This is a genomic window from Stenotrophomonas sp. YJH_SMC_37, from assembly GCF_059370035.1.
In genome coordinates this window covers 485447-505951 of record NZ_JCAFTG010000001.1, presented here as the reverse complement: position 1 = coordinate 505951, position 20505 = coordinate 485447, and the positions used below count along the sequence as shown (strand labels likewise).

Annotated in this window: 20 protein-coding genes and 2 pseudogenes; 16 read left to right on the top strand and 6 right to left on the bottom strand. The window is 66.8% G+C overall.

Annotated features, from left to right (window positions below; genetic code table 11):
• Both AC5P8J_RS02460 and AC5P8J_RS02455 read left to right on the top strand, forming a co-directional pair.
• Positions 1-114 (top strand): annotated as a pseudogene (locus AC5P8J_RS02460) (IS110 family transposase); the annotation flags it as partial.
• A 59-nt stretch (positions 115-173) separates the two neighbouring features.
• Complete coding sequence (locus AC5P8J_RS02455) at positions 174-638, top strand: YqhG/Tai3 family protein (RefSeq protein ID WP_019659269.1); 465 nt, start codon at positions 174-176, stop codon at positions 636-638.
• Positions 639-793: 155 nt separating this feature from the next.
• Here the strand turns inward: AC5P8J_RS02455 and AC5P8J_RS02450 are convergent, their stop codons facing one another.
• Positions 794-1588 (bottom strand): cytochrome C assembly family protein, encoded by a 795-nt coding sequence (locus tag AC5P8J_RS02450; RefSeq protein WP_019659268.1) that lies wholly within the window; start codon positions 1586-1588, stop codon positions 794-796.
• A 122-nt stretch (positions 1589-1710) separates the two neighbouring features.
• Between AC5P8J_RS02450 and ffh the strand changes: the two genes are divergently transcribed.
• From ffh to AC5P8J_RS02395, 11 genes are all read left to right on the top strand, one after another.
• Positions 1711-3087 carry a signal recognition particle protein gene (gene ffh / locus AC5P8J_RS02445; protein WP_010483267.1) on the top strand — a complete coding sequence of 459 codons (1377 nt, stop codon included), beginning with the start codon at positions 1711-1713 and terminating at the stop codon, positions 3085-3087.
• Positions 3088-3235: 148 nt separating this feature from the next.
• Entirely contained in the window at positions 3236-4312 is a 1077-nt protein-coding gene (locus AC5P8J_RS02440; protein WP_188250108.1) for an NAD(P)H-dependent flavin oxidoreductase, read from the top strand.
• Positions 4309-5091 carry an aminotransferase class IV family protein gene (locus tag AC5P8J_RS02435; protein ID WP_227854120.1) on the top strand — a complete coding sequence of 261 codons (783 nt, stop codon included), beginning with the start codon at positions 4309-4311 and terminating at the stop codon, positions 5089-5091. Before AC5P8J_RS02440 ends, AC5P8J_RS02435 begins: the two co-directional genes overlap by 4 nt.
• Positions 5092-5219: 128 nt before the next feature.
• The gene (locus AC5P8J_RS02430; RefSeq protein ID WP_021202470.1) at positions 5220-5822 is read left to right on the top strand and encodes a suppressor of fused domain protein; all 603 of its coding nucleotides are present in this window, start codon (positions 5220-5222) and stop codon (positions 5820-5822) included.
• A 188-nt stretch (positions 5823-6010) separates the two neighbouring features.
• Complete coding sequence (rpsP, locus tag AC5P8J_RS02425) at positions 6011-6271, top strand: 30S ribosomal protein S16 (protein WP_005415733.1); 261 nt, start codon at positions 6011-6013, stop codon at positions 6269-6271.
• A 44-nt stretch (positions 6272-6315) separates the two neighbouring features.
• Positions 6316-6828, top strand: coding sequence for a ribosome maturation factor RimM (gene rimM / locus AC5P8J_RS02420; RefSeq protein WP_019659264.1), 513 nt, complete (start codon positions 6316-6318; stop codon positions 6826-6828).
• A gap of 8 nt (positions 6829-6836) precedes the next feature.
• Positions 6837-7595, top strand: coding sequence for a tRNA (guanosine(37)-N1)-methyltransferase TrmD (gene trmD, locus AC5P8J_RS02415; RefSeq protein WP_021202471.1), 759 nt, complete (start codon positions 6837-6839; stop codon positions 7593-7595).
• A 154-nt stretch (positions 7596-7749) separates the two neighbouring features.
• Entirely contained in the window at positions 7750-8151 is a 402-nt protein-coding gene (rplS, locus tag AC5P8J_RS02410) for a 50S ribosomal protein L19 (protein ID WP_005408597.1), read from the top strand.
• An 82-nt stretch (positions 8152-8233) separates the two neighbouring features.
• A complete protein-coding gene (locus tag AC5P8J_RS02405; protein WP_111102355.1) occupies positions 8234-8614 on the top strand; it encodes a DUF6404 family protein in 381 nt (126 codons plus the stop codon).
• A 78-nt stretch (positions 8615-8692) separates the two neighbouring features.
• Positions 8693-9127 carry a DUF1801 domain-containing protein gene (locus tag AC5P8J_RS02400; protein ID WP_478436257.1) on the top strand — a complete coding sequence of 145 codons (435 nt, stop codon included), beginning with the start codon at positions 8693-8695 and terminating at the stop codon, positions 9125-9127.
• Between the two features lie 38 nt (positions 9128-9165).
• Positions 9166-9576 (top strand): DUF1801 domain-containing protein, encoded by a 411-nt coding sequence (locus AC5P8J_RS02395; protein WP_019659260.1) that lies wholly within the window; start codon positions 9166-9168, stop codon positions 9574-9576.
• A gap of 91 nt (positions 9577-9667) precedes the next feature.
• Here AC5P8J_RS02395 and AC5P8J_RS02390 read toward each other — a convergent pair.
• Positions 9668-11116 (bottom strand): annotated as a pseudogene (locus tag AC5P8J_RS02390) (MATE family efflux transporter); the annotation flags it as partial.
• Positions 11117-11178: 62 nt separating this feature from the next.
• Between AC5P8J_RS02390 and AC5P8J_RS02385 the strand changes: the two are divergent.
• Entirely contained in the window at positions 11179-11418 is a 240-nt protein-coding gene (locus AC5P8J_RS02385; RefSeq protein ID WP_111099003.1) for a hypothetical protein, read from the top strand.
• 9 nt (positions 11419-11427) lie between these two features.
• Positions 11428-11835 (top strand): RNA-binding S4 domain-containing protein, encoded by a 408-nt coding sequence (locus AC5P8J_RS02380; RefSeq protein WP_021202477.1) that lies wholly within the window; start codon positions 11428-11430, stop codon positions 11833-11835.
• Positions 11836-11870: 35 nt separating this feature from the next.
• On the opposite strand, the gene AC5P8J_RS02375 is transcribed toward AC5P8J_RS02380, so the two are convergent.
• The 4 genes from AC5P8J_RS02375 to AC5P8J_RS02360 all read right to left on the bottom strand — a co-directional run bounded on the left by AC5P8J_RS02375 (position 11871) and on the right by AC5P8J_RS02360 (position 17535).
• Positions 11871-12473: a DUF937 domain-containing protein gene (locus tag AC5P8J_RS02375; protein WP_058983293.1), complete on the bottom strand. Its 603-nt coding sequence runs from the start codon at positions 12471-12473 to the stop codon at positions 11871-11873.
• Between the two features lie 108 nt (positions 12474-12581).
• Entirely contained in the window at positions 12582-14225 is a 1644-nt protein-coding gene (locus AC5P8J_RS02370; protein ID WP_021202479.1) for a catalase, read from the bottom strand.
• A gap of 191 nt (positions 14226-14416) precedes the next feature.
• A complete protein-coding gene (mutS, locus tag AC5P8J_RS02365; protein WP_021202480.1) occupies positions 14417-17008 on the bottom strand; it encodes a DNA mismatch repair protein MutS in 2592 nt (863 codons plus the stop codon).
• 134 nt (positions 17009-17142) lie between these two features.
• Positions 17143-17535: a barstar family protein gene (locus AC5P8J_RS02360; protein ID WP_111099002.1), complete on the bottom strand. Its 393-nt coding sequence runs from the start codon at positions 17533-17535 to the stop codon at positions 17143-17145.
• Between the two features lie 627 nt (positions 17536-18162).
• Here AC5P8J_RS02360 and AC5P8J_RS02355 point away from each other — a divergent pair.
• A complete protein-coding gene (locus AC5P8J_RS02355) occupies positions 18163-20385 on the top strand; it encodes a methyl-accepting chemotaxis protein (RefSeq protein WP_478436548.1) in 2223 nt (740 codons plus the stop codon).
• Positions 20386-20505 lie beyond the last annotated feature (120 nt).

Genomic DNA, 20505 nt, shown 5'->3' with positions numbered 1-20505 from the left:
TTCAACATCCTGGCCAGAAAGCTGGCCAGGATCGCTTGGGGCGTCTTCAAGAGCGGCCGGGACTTTGACCCGGCCATGCTGAAAGTGGGTCAAGCCTGCTTCCAGCAGGCTTGACCACGAACATAGGATCTCGGCTCTACAAGAGATCGCCATCACGACCAAAGGGATTGGACATGCGAAAGACAGGGATGTTGATGATTGCCGGCCTGCTGCTGGCGCCAGCAGCACAGGCTGCACCCGCCTGCCAGGAGCCTGCGGCTGTCGCCCGCGCTTTCTACGAGGCGACGACCGGCAACGGTGATCTGCTGGAGCCGCCGGCGGCGCTGGTCAGCGTGGCCTTCGGCAAGGCGCTGCGTGATGAGCGCGCCTGCCAACAGCGCGAGGAGGGCATCTGCACGATCGATTCCGATCCGTGGCTGGATGCGCAGGACGGCGACATCGAAACGCCGGTGCGCTACAGCTGGGAAGAGGCGTCGGCCACCGCCGGCCAGGTTGAGATGCGCTACTCGGTGTGGAAGAAGGCTTACCTGACCCGCCTGCCGATGGTGCGCCAGGGGCAGGGGTGCTGGCAGGTTGATGACATCCTCACCAACAGCGGTCGTTCGGTCCGGAAAATCCTGGCGCAGCCGATTCCCTGACCGGCGGCAGCGTCCGCGCATTGCGTGGCTGCCGGCCAGCGGCCGGCACTATCAGGGTGGGTGGGGGCGGCCGGTGGCCTGCAGTACCGGGGTGGGTGGGAACGGCCGGTGGCCTGCAGTACCGGGGGGGTGCCGACCGTTGGTCGGCACACGGCCTATCGCGTATGCCCGAACACCAGCTCGATCACGAACTGGCTGCCGAAGAACGCCAGCAGCAGCAACAGCATCGCCGCCAGCGTCCAGTGCACCGCCTTCATGCCGCGCCAGCCGTAGCGGCGGCGGCCGATCAGCAGCACGCCGAACACGATCCACGACAGCACGCTCAGCACGGTCTTGTGCACCAGCTTCTGCGCCAGCAGGTCATCGACGAACAGTACGCCGGTGACCAGGGTCAGGGTCAGCAGCGCGAAGCCGACGGTGATCACCCGGAACAGCAGCGACTCCAGGTCAGCCAGCGGTGGCAGCGCGCGCAGCCATGGCCGGAACTCGCGGCGGCGCAGCGCGCGCTCCTGCAGCCACAGCATGATCGCCAGCAGGGCGGCGATGCTCAGCGTGGCATAGGCCAGCAGGGCCAGCCAGGCGTGGCTGGCCAGGCGCCAGCCCAGCACCTTGCTCGGCTCGTGGCCGTAGCCGTGGTAGGCCAGCAGCAGCACGGCAGCCAGTGGGAACACCACCACGCCCAGCGCCGACATCCGCCCGCGCGCGCCGACCAGCGAGGTCAGCCAGGCCATGCCCAGGCCGACCAGCGACAGCGCGGCGAAGAAGTGCATGTCCGGCCCGCCGGTGGTACGCATCGCCACCATCACGTGGTAACCGCCATGCAGCAGCATCGCCGGCAGGGCGGGCCACAGCCAGGTGGGCGAGCCGGTGGTTTCATCGCGGCCGAGCGCGCGCACCAGCAGGGCACTGGCAGCCAGGTAGAGCAGGACGGCGATGAGAACGATTGTCATCGTTGCAGTTTCGCATACCCCTGTGATGCTGGCGACGGCCCTGTGGTCGCAGTCCGGGGCGACGGCCGGACCCGTTATACTGTCTGCCTTATTGTCCCCCGCTTTCAGACAGGTTGCGCCGCATGTTCGAGTCCCTGACCCAGCGCCTTTCCGGCACCATCGAGCGCCTGCGTGGCCGTGGCCGCCTGACCGAGGAGAACATCCGCGAGGCGACCCGTGAAGTGCGCATCGCACTGCTCGAAGCCGACGTCGCGCTGCCGGTGGTGCAGGCGCTGATCGAGCGCATCAAGGTACGCGCAGTCGGCCAGGAAGTGCTGAAGTCGCTGACCCCGGGCCAGGCCCTGATCAAGGTCGTGCGCGACGAGCTGACCGCCGTGATGGGCGCCGAAGCCAGCGACCTGAACCTCAACGTTCCCGCTCCGGCCATCATCCTGATGGCAGGCCTGCAGGGTGCCGGCAAGACCACCACGGTCGGCAAGCTGGCCAAGCACCTGAAGGAAAAGCGCAAGAAGAAGGTGATGGTGGTGTCGGCCGACGTCTACCGCCCGGCCGCGATCGAGCAGCTCAAGACCCTGGCCGAGCAGGTGGGCGTGCTGTTCTTCCCGTCCAGCGCCGACCAGAAGCCGGAAGCCATCGTGCGCGCGGCCATCGACGATGCGCGCAAGTCGTTCGTGGACGTGCTGCTGGTCGATACCGCCGGCCGCCTGGCCATCGACGAAGCGATGATGGCCGAGATCAAGGCCCTGCACGCGGCGGTGAATCCGGCTGAAACGCTGTTCGTGGTCGACGCCATGACCGGCCAGGACGCGGCCAACACCGCCAAGGCCTTCGGCGATGCGCTGCCGCTGACCGGCGTGGTGCTGACCAAGACTGACGGTGATGCCCGCGGCGGCGCCGCGCTGAGCGTGCGCTACATCACCGGCAAGCCGATCAAGTTCGTCGGTGTTAGCGAGAAGCCGGAAGGCCTGGACGTGTTCCATCCCGACCGTATCGCCAGCCGCATCCTCGACATGGGCGACGTGCTGTCGCTGGTCGAGCAGGTCGAGCAGCAGGTCGACAAGGACAAGGCGGCCAAGCTGGCCGAGAAGGTCGCCAAGGGCAAGAAGTTCGACCTGAACGACATGCGCGACCAGCTGGAGCAGATGCAGAACATGGGTGGCATCGGTGGCCTGATGGACAAGCTGCCGGGCCTGGGCAACATCCCCGATCATCTGAAGCAGCAGGTCAGCCAGGGCAAGGAAGTGCCGCGCATGATCGCCATCATCAACTCGATGACCAAGAAGGAACGGCGCAACCCGAACCTGCTCAACGGCTCGCGTCGCGCGCGCATTGCCAAGGGCTCGGGCGTGACACCGGCCGACGTCAACAAGCTGATGAAGCAGTACATGCAGATGGAAAAGATGATGAGCAAGATGGCCGGCGGCGGCATGAAGGGCATGTTGCGCAGCATGAAGGGCATGATGGGCGCCATGGGTGGCCGCGGCATGCCGTTCCGTTGATGACGGCCCCGGTCGCAGTCTGATGTAGCGCCCGAGCCCACGCTCGGGCGGCGGCGCACAGTCGCCGCAGCAGGCCGTCAGGCAGCAGGCTCGACTCTTCCCCTGTCCTGCGCGCACCATGAGGGCCTGTCCAAAATGATGGGCCGTCATGCAGAGTTCCGCTGTAGCTTCCCGCGCCGAGGCGTTCTGCCGGCGCTTTGGCGTTTCCGTTCCAATCCTGCTGGCACCGATGGCCGGCGCCTGCCCGGTGCCGTTGTCGGCCGCGCTGGCCAACGCCGGCAGCATGGGCGCGATGGGCGCGGTGTTGTCCTCTTCGGCCGATATCGGTCGCTGGATGGACGAATTCCGCACCGCTTCGACCGGCCCGGCTCAGGTGAACCTGTGGGTGCCCGATCCCGCACCGACCCGTGATGTTGCCGCCGAAGCCGCCAGCCGCGCCTTCCTCGCGCAGTGGGGCCCGGACGTGCCCGCCAGTGCCGCCGACGCCACGCCCGCCGACTTCGAAGAACAGTTCGCCGCACTGCTGGCCGCGCGCCCGGCGGTCGCCTCGACCATCATGGGCGTGCTGTTGCCGCATCACGTGCAGCAGCTGAAGGACGCCGGCATCGCCTGGATCGCCTGTGCCACCACCTTGTCCGAAGCGCGCGCGGCACAGGACGCCGGTGCCGATGCGGTGGTGGCGCAGGGCGCGGAGGCCGGCGGCCATCGTGGCGCGTTCGATCCGGCGATGGCCGAGCGCCAGCTGGTCGGGTTGTTCGCACTGCTGCCGCGCCTGGCCGATCACCTGCAGATTCCGGTGATTGCCGCAGGCGGCATCGCCGACGGCCGTGGCATCGCTGCCGCACTCACGCTGGGGGCCAGCGCCGTGCAGATCGGCACCGCCTTCCTGCGCACGCCCGAAGCGGCGATCGCTTCGGCGTGGGCCGATGGGCTGGCCGCCAGCGAACCGGAAGACACTTGGCCGACCCGTGCCTTCAGCGGTCGCCTGGGTCGTGGCCTGGCGACACCCTATGTGCGCGCCGCTGCCGCAGAAGGAGCCCCCGCGCCGCGTCCATACCCGGTGCAGCGTGGGCTGACCGCGCCGATGCGCAAGCAGGCCGCGCAGGAAAACCGCCTGGCGGCGATGCAGGCCTGGGCCGGGCAGTCGGCGTGGATGGCGCCGGCGCAGCCGGCCGCCGACGTGCTGGGCGGCATGTGGGAGCAGGCGCAGGCACTGTTGCCATGATGGTGAGCTGCAACGGCCGGGCGGCGCAGGTGGAGGATCTGCTGCCGGCGCTGGTGAACTACGGCCACTTCACTTCGCTGCAAGTGCGCGACAGCGCAGCGCAGGGCTTGGACCTGCATCTGGCGCGGCTGTCGCAGGCCACGCGCGAACTGTTCGGCAGCAAACTGGATACGGCGCAGGTGCGGGGCTGGATGGCGCAGGCGCTGCGGCAGGCCGGCCTGGCCGATGCCTCGCTGCGGGTGACGGTGTACTCGCGCCGCTTCGATTTCCGCAATCCACTGGCGGCGGTGCCGGTGGACGTGCTGGTGGCGGTTTCAGCGCCGGTGACGCTGACCGCCTCCCAGCGTGTGCGCAGCTTGGCCTGGCAGCGCGAGCTGCCGCAGCTCAAGCATGTGGGCACCTTCGGCCTGTTCGCCGAGCGCCGCGCGGCGATGGCCGAAGGATTCGACGACGTGCTGTTCGTGACCGTCGATGGCGAAATGAGTGAAGGCAGCACCTGGAACCTGGCCGTGCACGATGGTGAACGGCTGCTCTGGCCGCAGGCGCCGGCCCTGCGCGGTACGGCTGAGGCGCTGCTGAAGCGGCACTGGCCCGATGCGCAGTTGACGCGGCCGTTGGCGCTGGCTGAACTAGGCAGTGTGAAGGCCGCTTTTGCCTGCAACGCCAGCGGCCTGTGGGCACTGGAGGCCATCGACGGACATGTCCTGCCCGGCTCGCAGGCGCTGGCTGAACAGGGCAGGGCGGTGCTGGCGGCGGTGGCCTGGCAGCCGCTCTCCTGAACGAGGCGCGCGGGCTGCCGGTCGCCAAGCATGGCCGCACGCTACCTTGAAGCGTTGCAGCTGGTAGCGCCGGGCCATGCCCGGCGGATGCCGCCGCAGCGAACAACGCACCGGGGTTCCAATCCGATATGAGTACGGTCACCGAGCAGCATCGCGCGGTAGCGATGCACGCAATCAAGATCATGGGCGGTGAGGGGCGGCCCAAGGTCCAGGCCTTTCACGATGATCATCGCCTGCGTTCGGTCGATATCCTCACGACGTTCAGCTCTCCGGAAGCAGGGCTGAAGTCGATCTCGTCCATCGGTCTGTCGGATTTTGTTTTATGTCATGCGGAGGGACACGAACTGAAAACGCGCGTCGAGCTGTGCGCGTGTGCAGAACAGGACGCACTGCATTGGGACAACATCGTCGCCTCGACGGCTTTCGCAATCATGCGTGATCGTGCGGCGGTGCAGCCTGGTAGCGTGATTCCCGACATCCTGCGGGACTACTTCCCATCGACACGGATGCCACACGTCTATCTGGTGCCGCCCTTTTTCTGGAATGACGCCAGGTTCCCGGGACTGCAGTTCCCGCCCGTGGCGATCAATTGGCTGCAGTGCATCGCCATCCACGAATCCGAGCGGCAACTTGTCGAGCGGATTGGCGGCGATGCATTTGACGACCTGCTGCAGCGGCACGAGGTAGATGTGCTGGACATGCATCGGGCGCCTGTCGCTGGAGCACGTTGACGTTATCGCCATGGGGACGTCGGCGGGGTAAGTCAGAAGTTGATCACATTGCTGAACAAAAGCCGACGGGCATGGCCCGGCGCTACCGTGAGGGCGCGGCGTCATATGGGGTTGGCTAGGCCGGGGTCTGCCGCTATAATCGCCCGCTTACCTCGCCATCCTGGCGACTGGGCAATAGGAAAAACACCATGGTCAAGATCCGACTGACCCGCGGCGGCGCCAAGAAGCGTCCGTTCTACCACATCATCGTCACCGACGTGCGCAGCGCGCGCGACGGCCGCAACATCGAGCGCGTTGGCTTCTACAACCCGGTCGCCCAGGGCGCCGAGAAGCGCATCGAACTGGACCTGGCCCGTGTTGACCATTGGGTCAAGAACGGCGCCCAGCCGACCGACAAGGTCCGCAACCTGATCAAGGAAGCGACCAAGTCCCAGGCCGCTGCGGCCTGATCCTGACGGGCCACGCTTCGGCGTGGCCCTCTTGGTTGAAGCAGATGAAAGATATCGAGCGCCGCATCCTGCTGGGCAGGGTTGTCGGCGCTTTTGGTGTGCGCGGCGAGATCAAGCTCGAGTCCTGGACCGAGCCACGTTCCGCCATTTTCCGTTACCAGCCGTGGATCGTGCGCAGCCCGTCCGGCGTGGAAACCACGATAGAAGGTGTGCGTGGCCGTGACAGCGGCAAGCACCTGGTCGCCCGTTTCCCGGGCGTCGAGGACCGCGACGTGGTCGAAGCGATGCGCGGCACCGAAATCTACGTGGCCCGCAGTGCATTGCCGCCACCGAAGCCCGATGAGTACTACTGGGTGGACCTGGAAGGCCTGGACGTGACGACCACCGAGGGCGTCGCCCTGGGCCAGGTCTCGCACCTGTTCAGCACCGGCGCCAATGATGTGGTGGTGGTCCGTGGTGACCGCGAGCGGATGATCCCGTTCGTGCTGCCGGACTTCGTCAAATCGGTCGATTTCGAGGCCAATCTGGTCGTGGTCGACTGGGATCCCGAGTTCTGAGCAGACGCATGCGTTTCGACGTCATCACCCTGTTCCCCGAGTTCCTCGCCCAGTCCGCTGGATTGGGCGTGGTCGGGCGCGCGCGGGAGAAGGGGCTGTTCAGCCTGCATGGCTGGAACCCCCGTGATTACGCCGAAGGCAACTATCGCCGGGTGGACGACCGTCCGTTCGGCGGTGGCCCGGGCATGGTGATGCTGATCGAGCCGCTGCAGGCCTGCCTGCAGGCGATCCGCGATGCCGATCCAACCCCGGCGCGGGTGATCTACCTCAGCCCGCAGGGCGCGCGGTTGACCCAGGCCAAGGTGCGGGAGCTGGCGGCGCTGCCGCGCATGGTCCTGCTCTGTGGCCGCTACGAGGGCATTGACGAGCGTTTCCTGGAGGCCAATGTCGACGAGGAAATCTCCCTCGGCGACTACGTGCTGTCCGGGGGCGAGCTGGGCGCGGCGGTGATCATCGACGCCGTGGCCCGCCTGCAGGAGGGGGCCCTCAACGATGCGGAGTCGGCGGCGCAGGACAGCTTCGAGGGCGACCTCGGCCTGCTCGACTGCCCGCATTACAGCCAGCCGGCCCAGCACCCGCTGGGAGACGTGCCGGAGGTGCTGCGCTCGGGCAACCACGCAGCCATCGCCGCCTGGCGCCGCCAGCAGTCGCTGCTCCGGACTGCCCAGCGACGCCCGGACCTGCTGGATGAACAGGCGCTGGGCAAGGCCGACCGCAAACTGCTGGACCAGGCCCGCCAGGCCCGGAAACCCAAGGCCAGCCCCTAGCGCAGGGCTGGCTTTATCGGCTATCATGGCCAATTCCCGCCAGCCCCGGTTGGCGCGCGCAGTACCCAAAACAAACGTGCAGCACAGTCCGGTGACTGCATGAGCCCACGTTGTCGATACGACACGCCCACCCGAACAAGAATCGGTGTAACCCATGAGCAAGCTGAACAAGTCCATCGTCGCGGAATTCGAATCCGCCCAGATCACCCGTGAACTGCCGAAGTTCAGCCAGGGCGACACCGTTGTCGTCAACGTGAAGGTGAAGGAAGGCAGCCGCGAGCGCGTGCAGGCCTACGAAGGCGTCGTCATCGCCACCAAGAACGCCGGCCTGAACTCCTCGTTCACCGTGCGCAAGATCTCGCACGGCTACGGCGTCGAGCGCGTTTTCCAGACCCACAGCGCCATCATCGACTCGGTCGAAGTGAAGCGTCGTGGTAAGGTCCGCGCCGGCAAGCTGTACTACCTGCGTGGCCTGGAAGGCAAGGCTGCCCGCATCAAGGAAGACCTGGCTGCCGCTGCTGCCGCCAAGGCTGCCCGTCTGGCCGAGAAGGCCTGATAAACAACTTCGGTTGTTGCCGCGACGGCCACCTTCGGGTGGCCGTTTGCGTTTCCGGCATTGCATCGGCCACGATCGGGTGATGAATGACGTCAATCCGCACTATCCCGTCGTGATCCAATCGGCGCTGCGCTTTCTTGATGACAAGGGGCTGGCACGCGCGCAGTCGGCGCCGCTGTTGCATCGGCTGCTGTGGCGCGCAGGCATCGCACTGCCGCCCCCGATCCTGGCTGGTTTCGGTACCAATGCGCTGGTGCAGGGCCTGCTGTTCGGGCTGTTCTGGACCGCGCTGATGTGGCTGATGCTCTGGCAGGGCAGCGAGCGCCCGCTGGTGCTGTTGCTGGTGGCAGGCCTGTCGGCCGGAGCGCTGTTCGGCCTTGTGATGGCGGTGCTGATGCGCTCGCTGCGCCGCCGCCGCCAGCTGCCGGAGTGGCGCCGGTTCCGCGCGCGGCAGGCGGACTGAGCCGATGGCGCACTGCGCCGTGACGCCCGGCACAGGCCGCGCTAGGCTGCAGCGTCATTCCGATGGTCGTACCGTGCGATGCCTGCCAAGCGAACCGCACCCACCGCTGTGCCCGCGCTGCTCACCGGTGGCAACCCGCAGATCGCCAAGGGCGAGGGCGATGCTCCGGTGCAGGCGTACATCGCCGCAATGCCGGATTGGAAACGTCCGATCGGCGCACGGCTGGATGCCCTGATCGAACGGGCCGTACCCGGGGTGCGCAAGGCGGTGAAGTGGAACTCGCCGATGTATGCGGTGGCTGCGGGCGCAGGCTGGTTTCTCAGCTTCCATTGCTTCACGCGCTACATCAAGGTGGCCTTTTTCCGCGGCGCGGCCTTGACGCCGGTGCCACCGGAGCCCTCCAGGAGCGCCGACACGCGCTACCTGCACATCCACGAATCCGGCCTGTTGGATGAAGCGCAGTTCCTGGACTGGGTGCGCCAGGCCGCTGCGCTGCCCGGCGAGCGCATGTAAGCCCGGCATTCCGTTTCCCTTCCCGACGAGAGTCCCTGATGGCCACGCATGCTCCCAACCCTGACGATGCCGGAACACCGGCGGCCGAACTGATCGATGCACGCATCGCCGCGCTGGGGGACTGGCGCGGCGAAACGCTGGCACGCGTGCGTGCATTGATCCATGAAGCGCTGCCGGACGTGCAGGAAGCCTGGAAGTGGCGCGGTACACCGGTGTGGGAGCACAACGGCATCCTGTGCACCGGCGAAACCTACAAGCAGGCAGTGAAACTGACCTTCGCCAACGGTGCCGCGCTGGCGGACCCGAAGGGCCTGTTCAACGCCAGCCTGGAGGGCAACACGCGGCGTGCGATCGACATCCATGAAGGTGCGATGCCCGATTCCGCGGCGTTGAAGGCACTGCTGCGCGCGGCGGCGGCGTTCAATGCGGCGAAGAAGAAGAAGCGCTGACCGTCTTCTGTAGCGCCGAGCCCATGCTCGGCTGACAGGCCTGTGCGGACCAACGGTCCGCACCCACCTCACCGTGGCGGGCTGACTCCAGCGCGGCATCCGGGTCGGCCACCGGCGACGGCGGACAGGCCGGAATCTCCGACGGCGTGGCCAGTTCCTCAGCGTGCGAAGGCTTGCCGATCATCTTCGCCTTGCGCCAGCCGCCCCAGCGGTAATACGCCAGCGACAGCAGCATGGACACGAACGAGCTGACCGGGAAGCTCCACCAGATCGCGTCGGCGCCCCAGTACGGTTGCAGCAGTTCGGCAAACGGCACGCGCACGCCCCACAGCGAGCCGGCCAGGATCAGCAGCGGCGGAATCACCGCGCCGGTGGAGCGCACTACGCCGGAGATCACGAAGCTGACGCCGAAGAACAGGAACGAGCCGATCACTACGTGGTTGAGGTGGCGCGCGATGTCCAGTGCCTGGCTGGCCGGTGGCAGGAACAGCGCCAGCAGCTGGCGATCGAACACCACCAGCGGCAGGATCAGCGCGCCGGTCAGCAGGAAATTGAACAGCACGCCCTGGCGTGCGGTGCCGCGTACGCGGTCCCAGCGCTGCGCACCGACGTTCTGCGCCGCCATCGAAGAGCACGCCGCGCCGATCGCCATCGCCGGCATCTGCAGGTAGTTCCACAGCTGCAGGGACGCGCCGTAGCCCGCGGCGGTGTCGGTGCCGTACTGGTTGACCATGGTCATCAGCAGGATCACCGACAGCGAGATCAGCACCATCTGCAGGCCCATCGGTACGCCCTTGATCACCAGCGCCTTGAGGATGGTCAGGTCGAGCCTGAACAGGCGCATGTCGGCGCGGCCCAGCCACAGGGTGTGGCGCTTGTGCCGCATGTACAACAGCAGGCCGGCCAGCGACAGCGTCTGCGCGATCAGCGTGGCCCACGCCGAGCCGGCGATGCCGAGCGCGGGGAGCGGCCCCATGCCGAAGATCAGCACCGGGTTCAGCACGATGTCCAAGGCCACCGACACCAACAGGAAACGGAACGGCGTACGCGAATCACCGGCGCCGCGCAGCGCCGCGGTAAGGAAGGCGAACGCGTACAGCGTCGGCATCGCCAGGAAGATGATCTGCAGGTAGGCCTCGGCCAACGGCAGCGAGGCGGCCGGCGTGCCCATCGCCGCCAGCAGCGGGTGGGCCATGAACCAGCCGGCGATGGCGATGATCACCGACAGGCCGATGAAGAAGGTGGCACTGGTGCCGACCACGCGCCGCGCCTGCATGATGTCGCGCGCGCCGATCGCCTGTCCGATCAGGATGGTCGAGGCCATGCCGAAGCCGAACACCGAGCCGATCAGGAAAAACATGATGTTGTTGGCGTTCGCGGTGGCGGTCAACGCCGCCTCGCCGAGGAATCGCCCGACCCAGACCGCGTTCACCGACCCGTTCAGCGACTGCGCGATGTTGCCGGCCAGGATCGGCAGCGAAAACAACAGGAGATTGCGCCCGATCGGGCCGGAGGTCAGGTCAAGGGGCGCTTTGGCCATGGAGTGGTGATCGAATCCCGGGAGGCGCACACTAGCACCAAGCCGGTTTGCGGGATGTGGCAATGCATCAACGACTGCAGGTGAAGCGGAGCGTGGCGCTGGCCTTGATCGGCGCCGCCCTGGCCGCATGTTCGACGGGTGACCGGCTGGGCGATACCCAGGTGCGGCCGACCGACCGCCCCGAGTGCCTGGTCGGCAGCCAGCGCCAGGATCTGTCTGCTGGCGTACCCACGTTGATCGGCGGCAGCGGCTGCCGCTCCGACCCCGACAACCCGCGTCCCCTGAACAAGCGAACGGAGTAGTCCCTGCCGATGACCGAGCTTTCCCCGCTGTCGCCCAGTGTCCGCCTGGACATCTGGCTGTGGGCGGCCCGTTTCTTCAAGACCCGCAGCCTGGCCAAGCAGGCGATCGAAACCGGCAAGGTCAGCGTGGCCGGGCAGCGCCCGAAATCCTCACGCGCGGTGCGCGTCGGCGAGCACTTGCAGGTCAACCGTGGTGAGGAGCATTTCGAGATCCAGGTGCTGGGCCTGAGCGACCAGCGCGGGCCGGCGCCGGCGGCGCAGCAGCTGTATGCCGAGAGCGAGGCCTCCAAGGCGCGCCGTGCCGAACAGCGTGCGCTGCGCATCGCCGCACGCGATGGTTTCCAGCCGCCGGAGCACAAGCCGGACAAGCGCGCACGCCGGTTGATCCGCGCGCTGGGTGATATCGACGCGTTGTAGGCGTGCGCCGGGTCATTGCCCGGCGCACACAAGCCTCAGCGTTTGCCGCCCAGCAGGCTGCCGCCGATCTTCAGCAGGTCGCCGACACCGAGCTGGCCGTCACCGTCCTGGTCCAGCACGCTGCCGAGCAGGCCGCCGGCGATGCCACCCTGCTGCTGCACCTGCTGTTTTTCCTGGCCGAGGGCCTGGCTGAGCGCGCCTGCATCGGCTTGTCCGCCGCCGAGGCGCTGGGCGAGGAAGGCCATCACGATCGGTGCCAGGATCTGCAGCAGCTGGCTGGTGCGGCCGCTGTCGAGCTGGGTGGCCTGGGCCAGGCCGGTTTCCACCTTCTGCTGGCTGCCGCCGAAGATGTGGCCGAGGATGCCGGCGCCGTCGCTGGCGGCACCACCGCCACCTCCGCCCAGCACTGAACCGAGCACACTGCCCAGGTCCAGCCCACTGTGGTTGTTCTGCAGTGCGCCGAGCAGCGCCTGCGCGCCCTGCGGCTGCGAGGCGTTGTTGCCCAGGGCGCCCATCAGCACCGGCAGTGCGGCACTGATCGCACCGGAGGCCTGGGTGTCGCTGATGCCGAGCTGCTGCGACACCTGCTGCAGCGGGGCGCCCTGCAGTTTGGCGAGAAGTTCATCGGTCAGGCTCATCTGCGGAATCCTTGATTGGGGTTGGGCGTGCAGAAGGTACGACGCGGACCGTTAAAACGGCGACGCCGCCCCACACGGAGGCGGCGTGCCGTACACGGGGCAGGGCGATCAGAGCTCGATGTCTTCGGCGCCCGGGGTGGCAGTGGGGAAGTCCGCTTCCGGCTGCGCCGGCTTGAACGGATCCGACGGCTGGCTGGCCAGCGCCTTCAGCGCCGCAGCGACGCCGGCACCGTAGGCCGGGTCGGCCTTGCTGCAGTTGTCGATGTGGCGCTGCTTGATGAAGTCCGGCGCATCGCCCAGGGCGCGGGCGGTGTTGGCGAACAGGCGGTCCTTCTGTGCCTGGTTGTAGCTGCGGAACAGCGCACCGGGCTGGCTGAAGTAGTCGGCGTCGTCCTCACGGAAGTTCCAGAAGTCGGCGTCGCCCCGGATCTTCATCGGCGGTTCGCGATACTGCGGCTGCTCCTGCCACTGGCCGTAGCTGTTGGGCTCGTAGTGCGGCAGGCCGCCGTAGTTGCCGTCCACGCGCATCGCACCGTCGCGGTGGTTGCTGTGCACCGGACAGCGCGCGGCGTTGACCGGAATCTGGTGATGGTTCACGCCCAGCCGGTAGCGCTGCGCATCGGAGTAGGCGAACAGGCGCGCCTGCAGCATCTTGTCCGGCGACGGGCCGATGCCCGGCACCAGGTTGCTCGGCGCAAACGCCGACTGCTCCACGTCCTGGTACCAGTTGACCGGGTTGCGGTTCAGTTCGAACTGGCCCACTTCGATCAGCGGGTAATCGCTCTTCGGCCACACCTTGGTCAGGTCGAACGGATGGATGCGGTAGGTTTCCGCTTCCAGCTCCGGCATGACCTGGATGAACAGCTTCCACTTCGGGAAGTCGCCCTTCTCGATCGCGGCGAACAGGTCGCGGCCGTGGCTTTCGCGGTCATGGCCGACCAGGATCTGCGCCTGTGCGTCGGTCAGCGATTCGATGCCCTGCTGGCTGACGAAGTGGAACTTGACCCAGAAGCGTTCGCTGTCGGCGTTGGTGAAGCTGTAGGTATGCGAGCCGAAACCGTGCATGTGGCGGAAGCTGCGCGGGATGCCGCGGTCGCTCATCACCACGGTCACCTGCAGCAGGGCCTCGGGCAGCAGCGTCCAGAAATCCCAGTTGTTGCGCGCGCTGCGCAGGTTGGTATGCGGGTCGCGCTTCACGGCCTTGTTGAGGTCGGCGAACTTGCGCGGGTCGCGCAGGAAGAACACCGGCGTGTTGTTGCCGACCAGGTCCCAGTTGCCTTCTTCGGTGTAGAACTTCAGTGCGAAGCCGCGGATGTCACGCTCGGCGTCGGCGGCACCACGCTCGCCGGCCACCGTGGTGAAGCGCGCGAACATCTCGGTCTGCTTGCCCACCTTCTCGAACAGCTTGGCGCGCGTGTACCGGGTGATGTCGTGGGTGACGGTGAAGGTACCGAACGCGCCCGAGCCCTTGGCGTGCATGCGGCGCTCGGGAATGATCTCGCGGTTGAGGTTGGCCAGCTTTTCCAGCAGCCACACGTCTTCCATCAGCAGCGGGCCGCGCGGGCCAGCGGTCCTGCTGTTCTGGTTGTCCACCACCGGTGCGCCGAAGGCCGTGGTCATCGGCGTGACCGGATCGTCGCCGTGCTTCTGCTTCGGCGTGGTGCTCAGTTCACGCTGCTGCTGGGCGCCTTCTGCCGGCGACGGAGCGGTGTGATACGGGCACTTGGGACTGGTGTTATCGGACTGGCTCATGGCTGGCTCCTGCGGGTGAAGACGGGGGTGGAACATCTTCACTCGACTTTAGCTAGGGCCAGATGAAATGAATAATCGAATGATCCGTTCAGGCCGATAGTTTCTGTCAATTAAAACGTGAAGTAGGATTTGCAGAGCCTTTCGGACGGCCGCCCGCGCCGTGGCGGGAGCCGGAGCCGGGCGCGGCAGTCCTAGAGCAGCGCCTTCAGGCGGTACAACGCCTCCAGTGCCTGCTTCGGGGTCAGCTCATCGGGGTCGATGGCCGCCAGCGCTTCCTGTGCCTTGTTCGATGGCGCGGCGAACAGCCCGAACTGCTGCGGGGCATCCAGCGCCTGCGGCGCCAGTTCGGCGGCATGGCTCTCCCCGCCGCGCTGCTCCAGTTCGGCCAGGCGACGCCGTGCCTGGGCCACGGTGGCGCGCGGCAGGCCGGCCAGTGCCGCCACCTGCAGGCCGAAACTGCGGTTGGCCGGGCCATCCTTGACCGCGTGCATGAACACCAGCGCCTCGCCGTGCTCGACCGCATCCAGGTGCACGTTGGCGATGCCGCTGCGGCCGCCTTCGTACTGTTCGTCGGCCAGCGCGGTCAGCTCGAAATAGTGGGTGGCGAACAGCGTGTAGCAGCGGTTCTGATAGGCCAGGTGACGGGCCACCGCATCGGCCAGCGCCAGGCCGTCGTAGGTGGACGTGCCGCGGCCGATCTCGTCCATCAGCACCAGCGAATGGGCGGTGGCGTGATGCAGGATGTAGCTGGTCTCGGCCATCTCGACCATGAAGGTCGACTGTCCGCGGGCGAGGTCGTCACCGGCGCCGATGCGGGTCAGGATGCGGTCGATCGGGCCGATCACCGCACGGCTGGCCGGCACGAAGCTGCCGATGTGGGCCAGCAGCACGATCAGCGCGTTCTGCCGCATGTAGGTCGATTTACCGCCCATGTTCGGGCCGGTGATGACCAGCATGCGACGGTCCGGATGCAGGTCCAGGTCGTTCGGTTCGAACGGCTGCTCGCGCACCGCTTCGACCACCGGGTGGCGGCCACGCTCGATCTTCAGGCACGGTGCCGTTTCCAGTTCCGGCCGCGACCAGTCCAGTGCCTGCGCGCGCTCGGCGAAGGCGGCCAGCACGTCCAGTTCGCTCAGCGCAGCGGCACACTGCTTCAACGGTTCCAGCTGTTCGCCGAGGGTATCCAGCAGCTGCTCGTACAGGTACTTCTCGCGAGACAGCGAACGGTCGCGCGCGGACAGCACCTTGTCTTCGAACGCCTTCAGCTCTTCGGTGATGTAGCGCTCGGCATTGGTCAGTGTCTGGCGGCGGGTGTAGTGCACCGGCGCGCGGTCGGACTGGCCCTTGCTGATCTCGATGTAGTAGCCGTGCACGCGGTTGTAGCCCACCTTCAGGGTGGGAATGCCGCTGCTTTCGCGTTCGCGCTGTTCCAGGTCCACCAGGAACTGGTCGGCGTGGGTGGACAGGCGGCGCAGCTCGTCCAGCTCCTCATCGAAGCCGTCAGCCAGCACGCCGCCGTCGCTCAGTTTCAGCGGCGGCATTTCGGCGATGGCACTGGCCAGCAGCTGCGCGCACGCATCGTGTTCACCAAGTGCGGCATGCAGGGCCTGCAGGCGCGGTGAGTCCAGCGGTGCCAGCACCTCGCGCACGGCCGGCAGCAGCCCCAGGCCGTCGCGCAGCGTGGAGAAGTCGCGCGGGCGCGCCGAGCGCAGCGCAACGCGGGTGAGGATGCGTTCCAGGTCGCCCAGGCGGCGGAACTGCTCGCGGATGTCGGCGTCCGCGCCGCGATCGATCAGGGTTTCCACCGCATGGTGGCGCTGCACCAGCACCTCGCGCAGGCGCAGCGGACGATGCAGCCAGCGGCGCAGCAGGCGCCCGCCCATCGGCGTGACCGTACTGTCGAGCACGCCCAGCAGGGTGCTGCGGGTATCCCCGTCCACGCGCGTATCCAGCTCCAGGTGGCGGCGGGTGGCGGCGTTCATCGCGATCGCCTCGCCGGCGGTTTCCATCGCGATCGAGGTCAGGTGCGGCAGGCGCTGCTTCTGGGTCTCCTCGACATAGCCGAGCAGGGCGCCCGCGGCTGCGGTCGCGCGCGGCTTGTCATCGATGCCGAAGCCGCTCAGGTCATGCAGCTTGAAAAACGCCAGCAGCTGGCGGCGGCCGCTGTCGGCGTCGAACAGCCACGGTGCGCGGCGGCGCACCCCGGTGCGCTGGCGCAGGAACTCCGGCCAGTTCTCCTCGTCCGGCACCAGCAGCTCGGCCGGTTCCAGACGGGCCAGTTCGGCTTCCAGAGCGTCGTCGGTTTCCACTTCGTTGACCAGGAAGCGGCCGCCGGCCAGGTCGGCCCAGGCCAGGCCATAGCCCTGCTTGCTGCGCGACAGGGCCATCAGCAGGGTGTCGCGGCGCTCATCCAGCAGCGCCTCGTCGGTGACCGTGCCGGGGGTGACGATACGCACCACCTTGCGCTCGACCAAGCCCTTGGCCAGCGCGGGATCGCCGATCTGCTCGCAGATCGCCACCGACTCGCCCAGCGCCACCAGCCGTGCCAGGTAGCCTTCGTACGCGTGCACCGGCACGCCGGCCATCGGGATCGGTGCGCCACCGGAACTGCCACGCTGGGTCAGGGTGATGTCGAGCAGGCGCGCGGCCTTGCGCGCGTCGTCGTAGAACAGCTCGTAGAAATCGCCCATGCGGAAGAACAGCAGCAGGTCCGGATACTCGGACTTGGCTGCGAAGAACTGCTTCATCAACGGGGTATGTTCGGCGGACTTGTCTTTGGACATGGGACTCGTGAATCGGGGCGTCCGGCCGCGCCGGAGGGCGGCGGCAGCGGAGCCGGTACAGGGCCGTCCATGGTAACTGCTGGGGCGCAGGGCTGCCGCCACTGGTGGCGGGCCGGTGCGGCACGAAAAAGGGTTCAGGCCGGGACCAGGGTGATCTGCCGATGGCTGTCGAAGATCTGCATGACGATCTCGAAGTAGGTCGGGCCCTCGCCCTGTCGCACCGCCTGCAGCCGGCGGGCGATCGCCCGCGCGTTGAAGCTGCCTGGTGCGTCCAGCTTGGCCTGCAGCCACTGGCAGGTCGCCTCCACGCCCAGCGCCGCACGGCTGTGGGCGATATCGCGCCAGATCAGCGTGGCCTGCGCGTGGCCAGCCAGTGCGCCATAGCCGCCATGCAGCAGGTCGTCCAGTGCGTCCAGGCTCGGCCCGAGCTGCCATGCCTCGCCGGCCATGAACACGCGGTTGATCTCCGTGTAAAGGCTGGCGATGTCATCGATGGCGGCGCCTTCAATCTGCAGGACGAGGGTCATGCGCCGACTGTAGCGTGGTCCGCGCTGTTGTTGATGGCCCAGCACGAGAGAGCTTTGCGCGGTCGCTCCGGGCTGAATGCCATATGGCATCGCGGTGCGCCTTTGCCACAGGTCACGACGGGCGTCGAAGGATGCGTAGAGGGCCAGCGACGATGCGAATCATTGCACTGGCAACGTGGTGGCTTGCTCTGCAGTGGGCGGACGCCACGCCGCCATGCATCTTCTGCATCGGTCATGGATGCCAGGGACTACTCCGGAGAAACACCGATACTGAGCGCGAGTTCATGAGGCTCTCCCGAGAAAGTATCGAACGTTCTTTCCCAGGCCAGAGGCGGAAGGAAGCGTGGCACATGCCTCTGGTGGCTTCTTCGCAGCCCAAGTTAATGCTGGCTACTCGTTCTCCATGCGCCGTCACCGGCTCGCAAAATGAATAACCCGCATTCAGGTCGAATATTGGGTGGTCCGATGCACGTTTGCAATGCGCGGCTGCAGGAATTTGCCGGTGCGCGGTTTTCACAACAGCCCGCACATTTCAGGATATCTGGATCGATACAATAATATCGGCCCATAAAGTTTCCCCTGCCTGCGCCGCCATCGACCGTACGGCCATTGATCAAGGGAATTGAGATGCTCGCCTTACGCAACCTCCGAGTGGGATCCCGGCTGGGCGCCGGGTTTGGTTTGCTGCTGCTGTTCATCGTCGCCATCGTCGGCCTGGCGTTGTACGGAAATCACCTGAAGTCCACCCAGTTCGAGAAAGTGGTGGACGTCAACATGGTGAAAATGCGGTTGTTGAACGAGATGCTGGATACCAACAATGCGGTGCTGATGCAGCGCCGGCTGATGGTGATCAAGCGCGGTGAGGATTTCGACAGGGATTATCGGAAGGCGCAGGAGCTGTCGCAGGCTTACGACGCCATATGGGCCAAGTACATCAAGATTCCGCGTGATGCCACCGGCGATACGCTGGTCGCGCGGATCGACGCGGCACGCAAGGCCACCGACGCGTCCACCCGGCAACTGCATGAGCGCATGAAGGCCGGCGATTTCGACGGTGCAGCCAAGGAGCTGCTTGCCGAGCAGGGCCTGGCGACGGCCTGGAACGAGGCGATCTCCACCCTGCTGCGGCACCAGGAGGTGCTGACGGCGCGCAGCCGCGAGGACTACCGCGCGACCGAGGCGTGGACCGGCACCTTGTCGATCGTGTTCGGCGTGCTGAGCCTGATACTCGGCTCGCTGGCCGCATGGGCCATCACCCGCAGCCTGACCCGGCCGCTGGAGGGAGCCGTGAAGCTCGCCGATGGCATCGCCAACGGGCGGCTGGACAGCAGCATCGACGCCTCCGGCAACGATGAGGTGACGCAGCTGCTCAGGTCGATGCAGCGCATGCAGGCGCAATTGCAGTCTGTGATGGCGGCGCAGGGGGAACTGGCTCGCCAGCACGATGCGGGCAGCCTCAGCTATCGCATGGATGAGAGCGCCTTCCCCGGTGACTACGGGCGCATGGTGCACGAGACCAATGCGCTCGTCGGCTCGCATGTGCAGGTGCAGAACCGGTTGATCGAAGTAATGAAGCACTACGCCAGGGGCGATCTGTCGGTAGACATGGATCCTCTGCCGGGCGAGAAGGCCGCGATCACCCAGGCGATGGACGAGACCAAGGCCAGCCTGTCAGCGATCAACGGTGAGATCCGCAGGCTGGCGACGGCAGCAGCGGCGGGGGACTTCAGCCTGCGCGGTGACGAGCAGCGCTTCGCTCACGATTTCCACGACATGGTGGCCGGGCTCAACCGGCTGATGCAGACCACCGACGGGAACCTGGTGCAGGTATCGCGCCTGTTGCAGTCCATCTCGCGCGGTGACCTGACCGTGCGCATGCAGGGGGACTTCCACGGGGTGTTCGCCCGGATGCGCGATGACTGCAACGCCACCGTCGACCAGCTCACGCAGATCGTCGGCCGCATCCAGGCCAGCGCGTCCAGCATCAACCTGGCGGCAGGCGAGATCGCCGCGGGCAACACCGACCTGTCGCGGCGCACCGAGCAGCAGGCGGCGAACCTGGAAGAGACTGCGGCGTCGATGGAGGAACTGACCTCCACCGTGAAGCAGAATGCCGAGCACGCACGCCAGGCCAATCAACTCGCGATCGGCGCGCACGGTGTCGCTTCGCAGGGCGGCGAGGTGGTCGGCCAGGTAGTCACCACGATGTCGGCGATCGAGGCCTCGTCGAAGAAGATCGCCGAGATCATCTCGGTCATCGATGGCATTGCTTTCCAGACCAACATCCTGGCGTTGAACGCGGCGGTGGAAGCCGCGCGAGCCGGTGAACAGGGCAGGGGCTTTGCGGTGGTGGCCAGTGAGGTGCGCACACTGGCACAGCGCTCGGCGGGTGCGGCCAAGGAAATCAAGGGCCTGATCGAGGATTCGGTTGGCAAGGTCGCCGACGGCTCGGCGCTGGTCCGCCAGGCTGGCACCACCATGGGCGAGGTGGTGGCCTCGGTGCAGCGGGTGACCGACATCATGGCCGAGATATCTGCCGCATCGCAGGAGCAGAGCTCGGGCATTGAACAGGTCAACCAGGCGGTGGTGCAGATGGACGAGACCACGCAGCAGAACGCGGCGCTGGTGGAAGAGGCCAGCGCCGCGGCTCGTTCCATGGAGGAGCAGGCCAATCTGCTGGCCGAAGCGGTTTCGGTGTTCCGCATCAGTGCGGCAACCACGGCCGCAGCCGTGCGCCCGGTCCTGGCCGCGGTCGCGGCGAAAGTGACTCCGGTACGCCGGCCGGGGGTACTGGTACCACGCATCGAGCCGACGCTGGCTGCGAACGCGGGCGGCTGGGAAGAGTTCTAGCAACAGCGCATGCCGGCAGGGAGACGGCGCCCATCACGATCGTTGACCGTGATGGGCGCGGATTTTTTCCCTGAACGCGCGATGGCCGGCGAGAATGGGGACACGCCCATTTCACTTCCG

Bases quoted from the DNA above. Each gene is read 5' to 3' on its own strand.
- AC5P8J_RS02455 (WP_019659269.1), top strand. From the start codon at position 174: ATGCGAAAGACAGGGATGTTGATGATTGCCGGCCTGCTGCTGGCGCCA.
- AC5P8J_RS02450 (WP_019659268.1), bottom strand. From the start codon at position 1,588: ATGACAATCGTTCTCATCGCCGTCCTGCTCTACCTGGCTGCCAGTGCC.
- ffh (WP_010483267.1), top strand. From the start codon at position 1,711: ATGTTCGAGTCCCTGACCCAGCGCCTTTCCGGCACCATCGAGCGCCTG.
- AC5P8J_RS02440 (WP_188250108.1), top strand. From the start codon at position 3,236: ATGCAGAGTTCCGCTGTAGCTTCCCGCGCCGAGGCGTTCTGCCGGCGC.
- AC5P8J_RS02435 (WP_227854120.1), top strand. From the start codon at position 4,309: ATGATGGTGAGCTGCAACGGCCGGGCGGCGCAGGTGGAGGATCTGCTG.
- AC5P8J_RS02430 (WP_021202470.1), top strand. From the start codon at position 5,220: ATGAGTACGGTCACCGAGCAGCATCGCGCGGTAGCGATGCACGCAATC.
- rpsP (WP_005415733.1), top strand. From the start codon at position 6,011: ATGGTCAAGATCCGACTGACCCGCGGCGGCGCCAAGAAGCGTCCGTTC.
- rimM (WP_019659264.1), top strand. From the start codon at position 6,316: ATGAAAGATATCGAGCGCCGCATCCTGCTGGGCAGGGTTGTCGGCGCT.
- trmD (WP_021202471.1), top strand. From the start codon at position 6,837: ATGCGTTTCGACGTCATCACCCTGTTCCCCGAGTTCCTCGCCCAGTCC.
- rplS (WP_005408597.1), top strand. From the start codon at position 7,750: ATGAGCAAGCTGAACAAGTCCATCGTCGCGGAATTCGAATCCGCCCAG.
- AC5P8J_RS02405 (WP_111102355.1), top strand. From the start codon at position 8,234: ATGAATGACGTCAATCCGCACTATCCCGTCGTGATCCAATCGGCGCTG.
- AC5P8J_RS02400 (WP_478436257.1), top strand. From the start codon at position 8,693: ATGCCTGCCAAGCGAACCGCACCCACCGCTGTGCCCGCGCTGCTCACC.
- AC5P8J_RS02395 (WP_019659260.1), top strand. From the start codon at position 9,166: ATGGCCACGCATGCTCCCAACCCTGACGATGCCGGAACACCGGCGGCC.
- AC5P8J_RS02385 (WP_111099003.1), top strand. From the start codon at position 11,179: ATGCATCAACGACTGCAGGTGAAGCGGAGCGTGGCGCTGGCCTTGATC.
- AC5P8J_RS02380 (WP_021202477.1), top strand. From the start codon at position 11,428: ATGACCGAGCTTTCCCCGCTGTCGCCCAGTGTCCGCCTGGACATCTGG.
- AC5P8J_RS02375 (WP_058983293.1), bottom strand. From the start codon at position 12,473: ATGAGCCTGACCGATGAACTTCTCGCCAAACTGCAGGGCGCCCCGCTG.
- AC5P8J_RS02370 (WP_021202479.1), bottom strand. From the start codon at position 14,225: ATGAGCCAGTCCGATAACACCAGTCCCAAGTGCCCGTATCACACCGCT.
- mutS (WP_021202480.1), bottom strand. From the start codon at position 17,008: ATGTCCAAAGACAAGTCCGCCGAACATACCCCGTTGATGAAGCAGTTC.
- AC5P8J_RS02360 (WP_111099002.1), bottom strand. From the start codon at position 17,535: ATGACCCTCGTCCTGCAGATTGAAGGCGCCGCCATCGATGACATCGCC.
- AC5P8J_RS02355 (WP_478436548.1), top strand. From the start codon at position 18,163: ATGCTCGCCTTACGCAACCTCCGAGTGGGATCCCGGCTGGGCGCCGGG.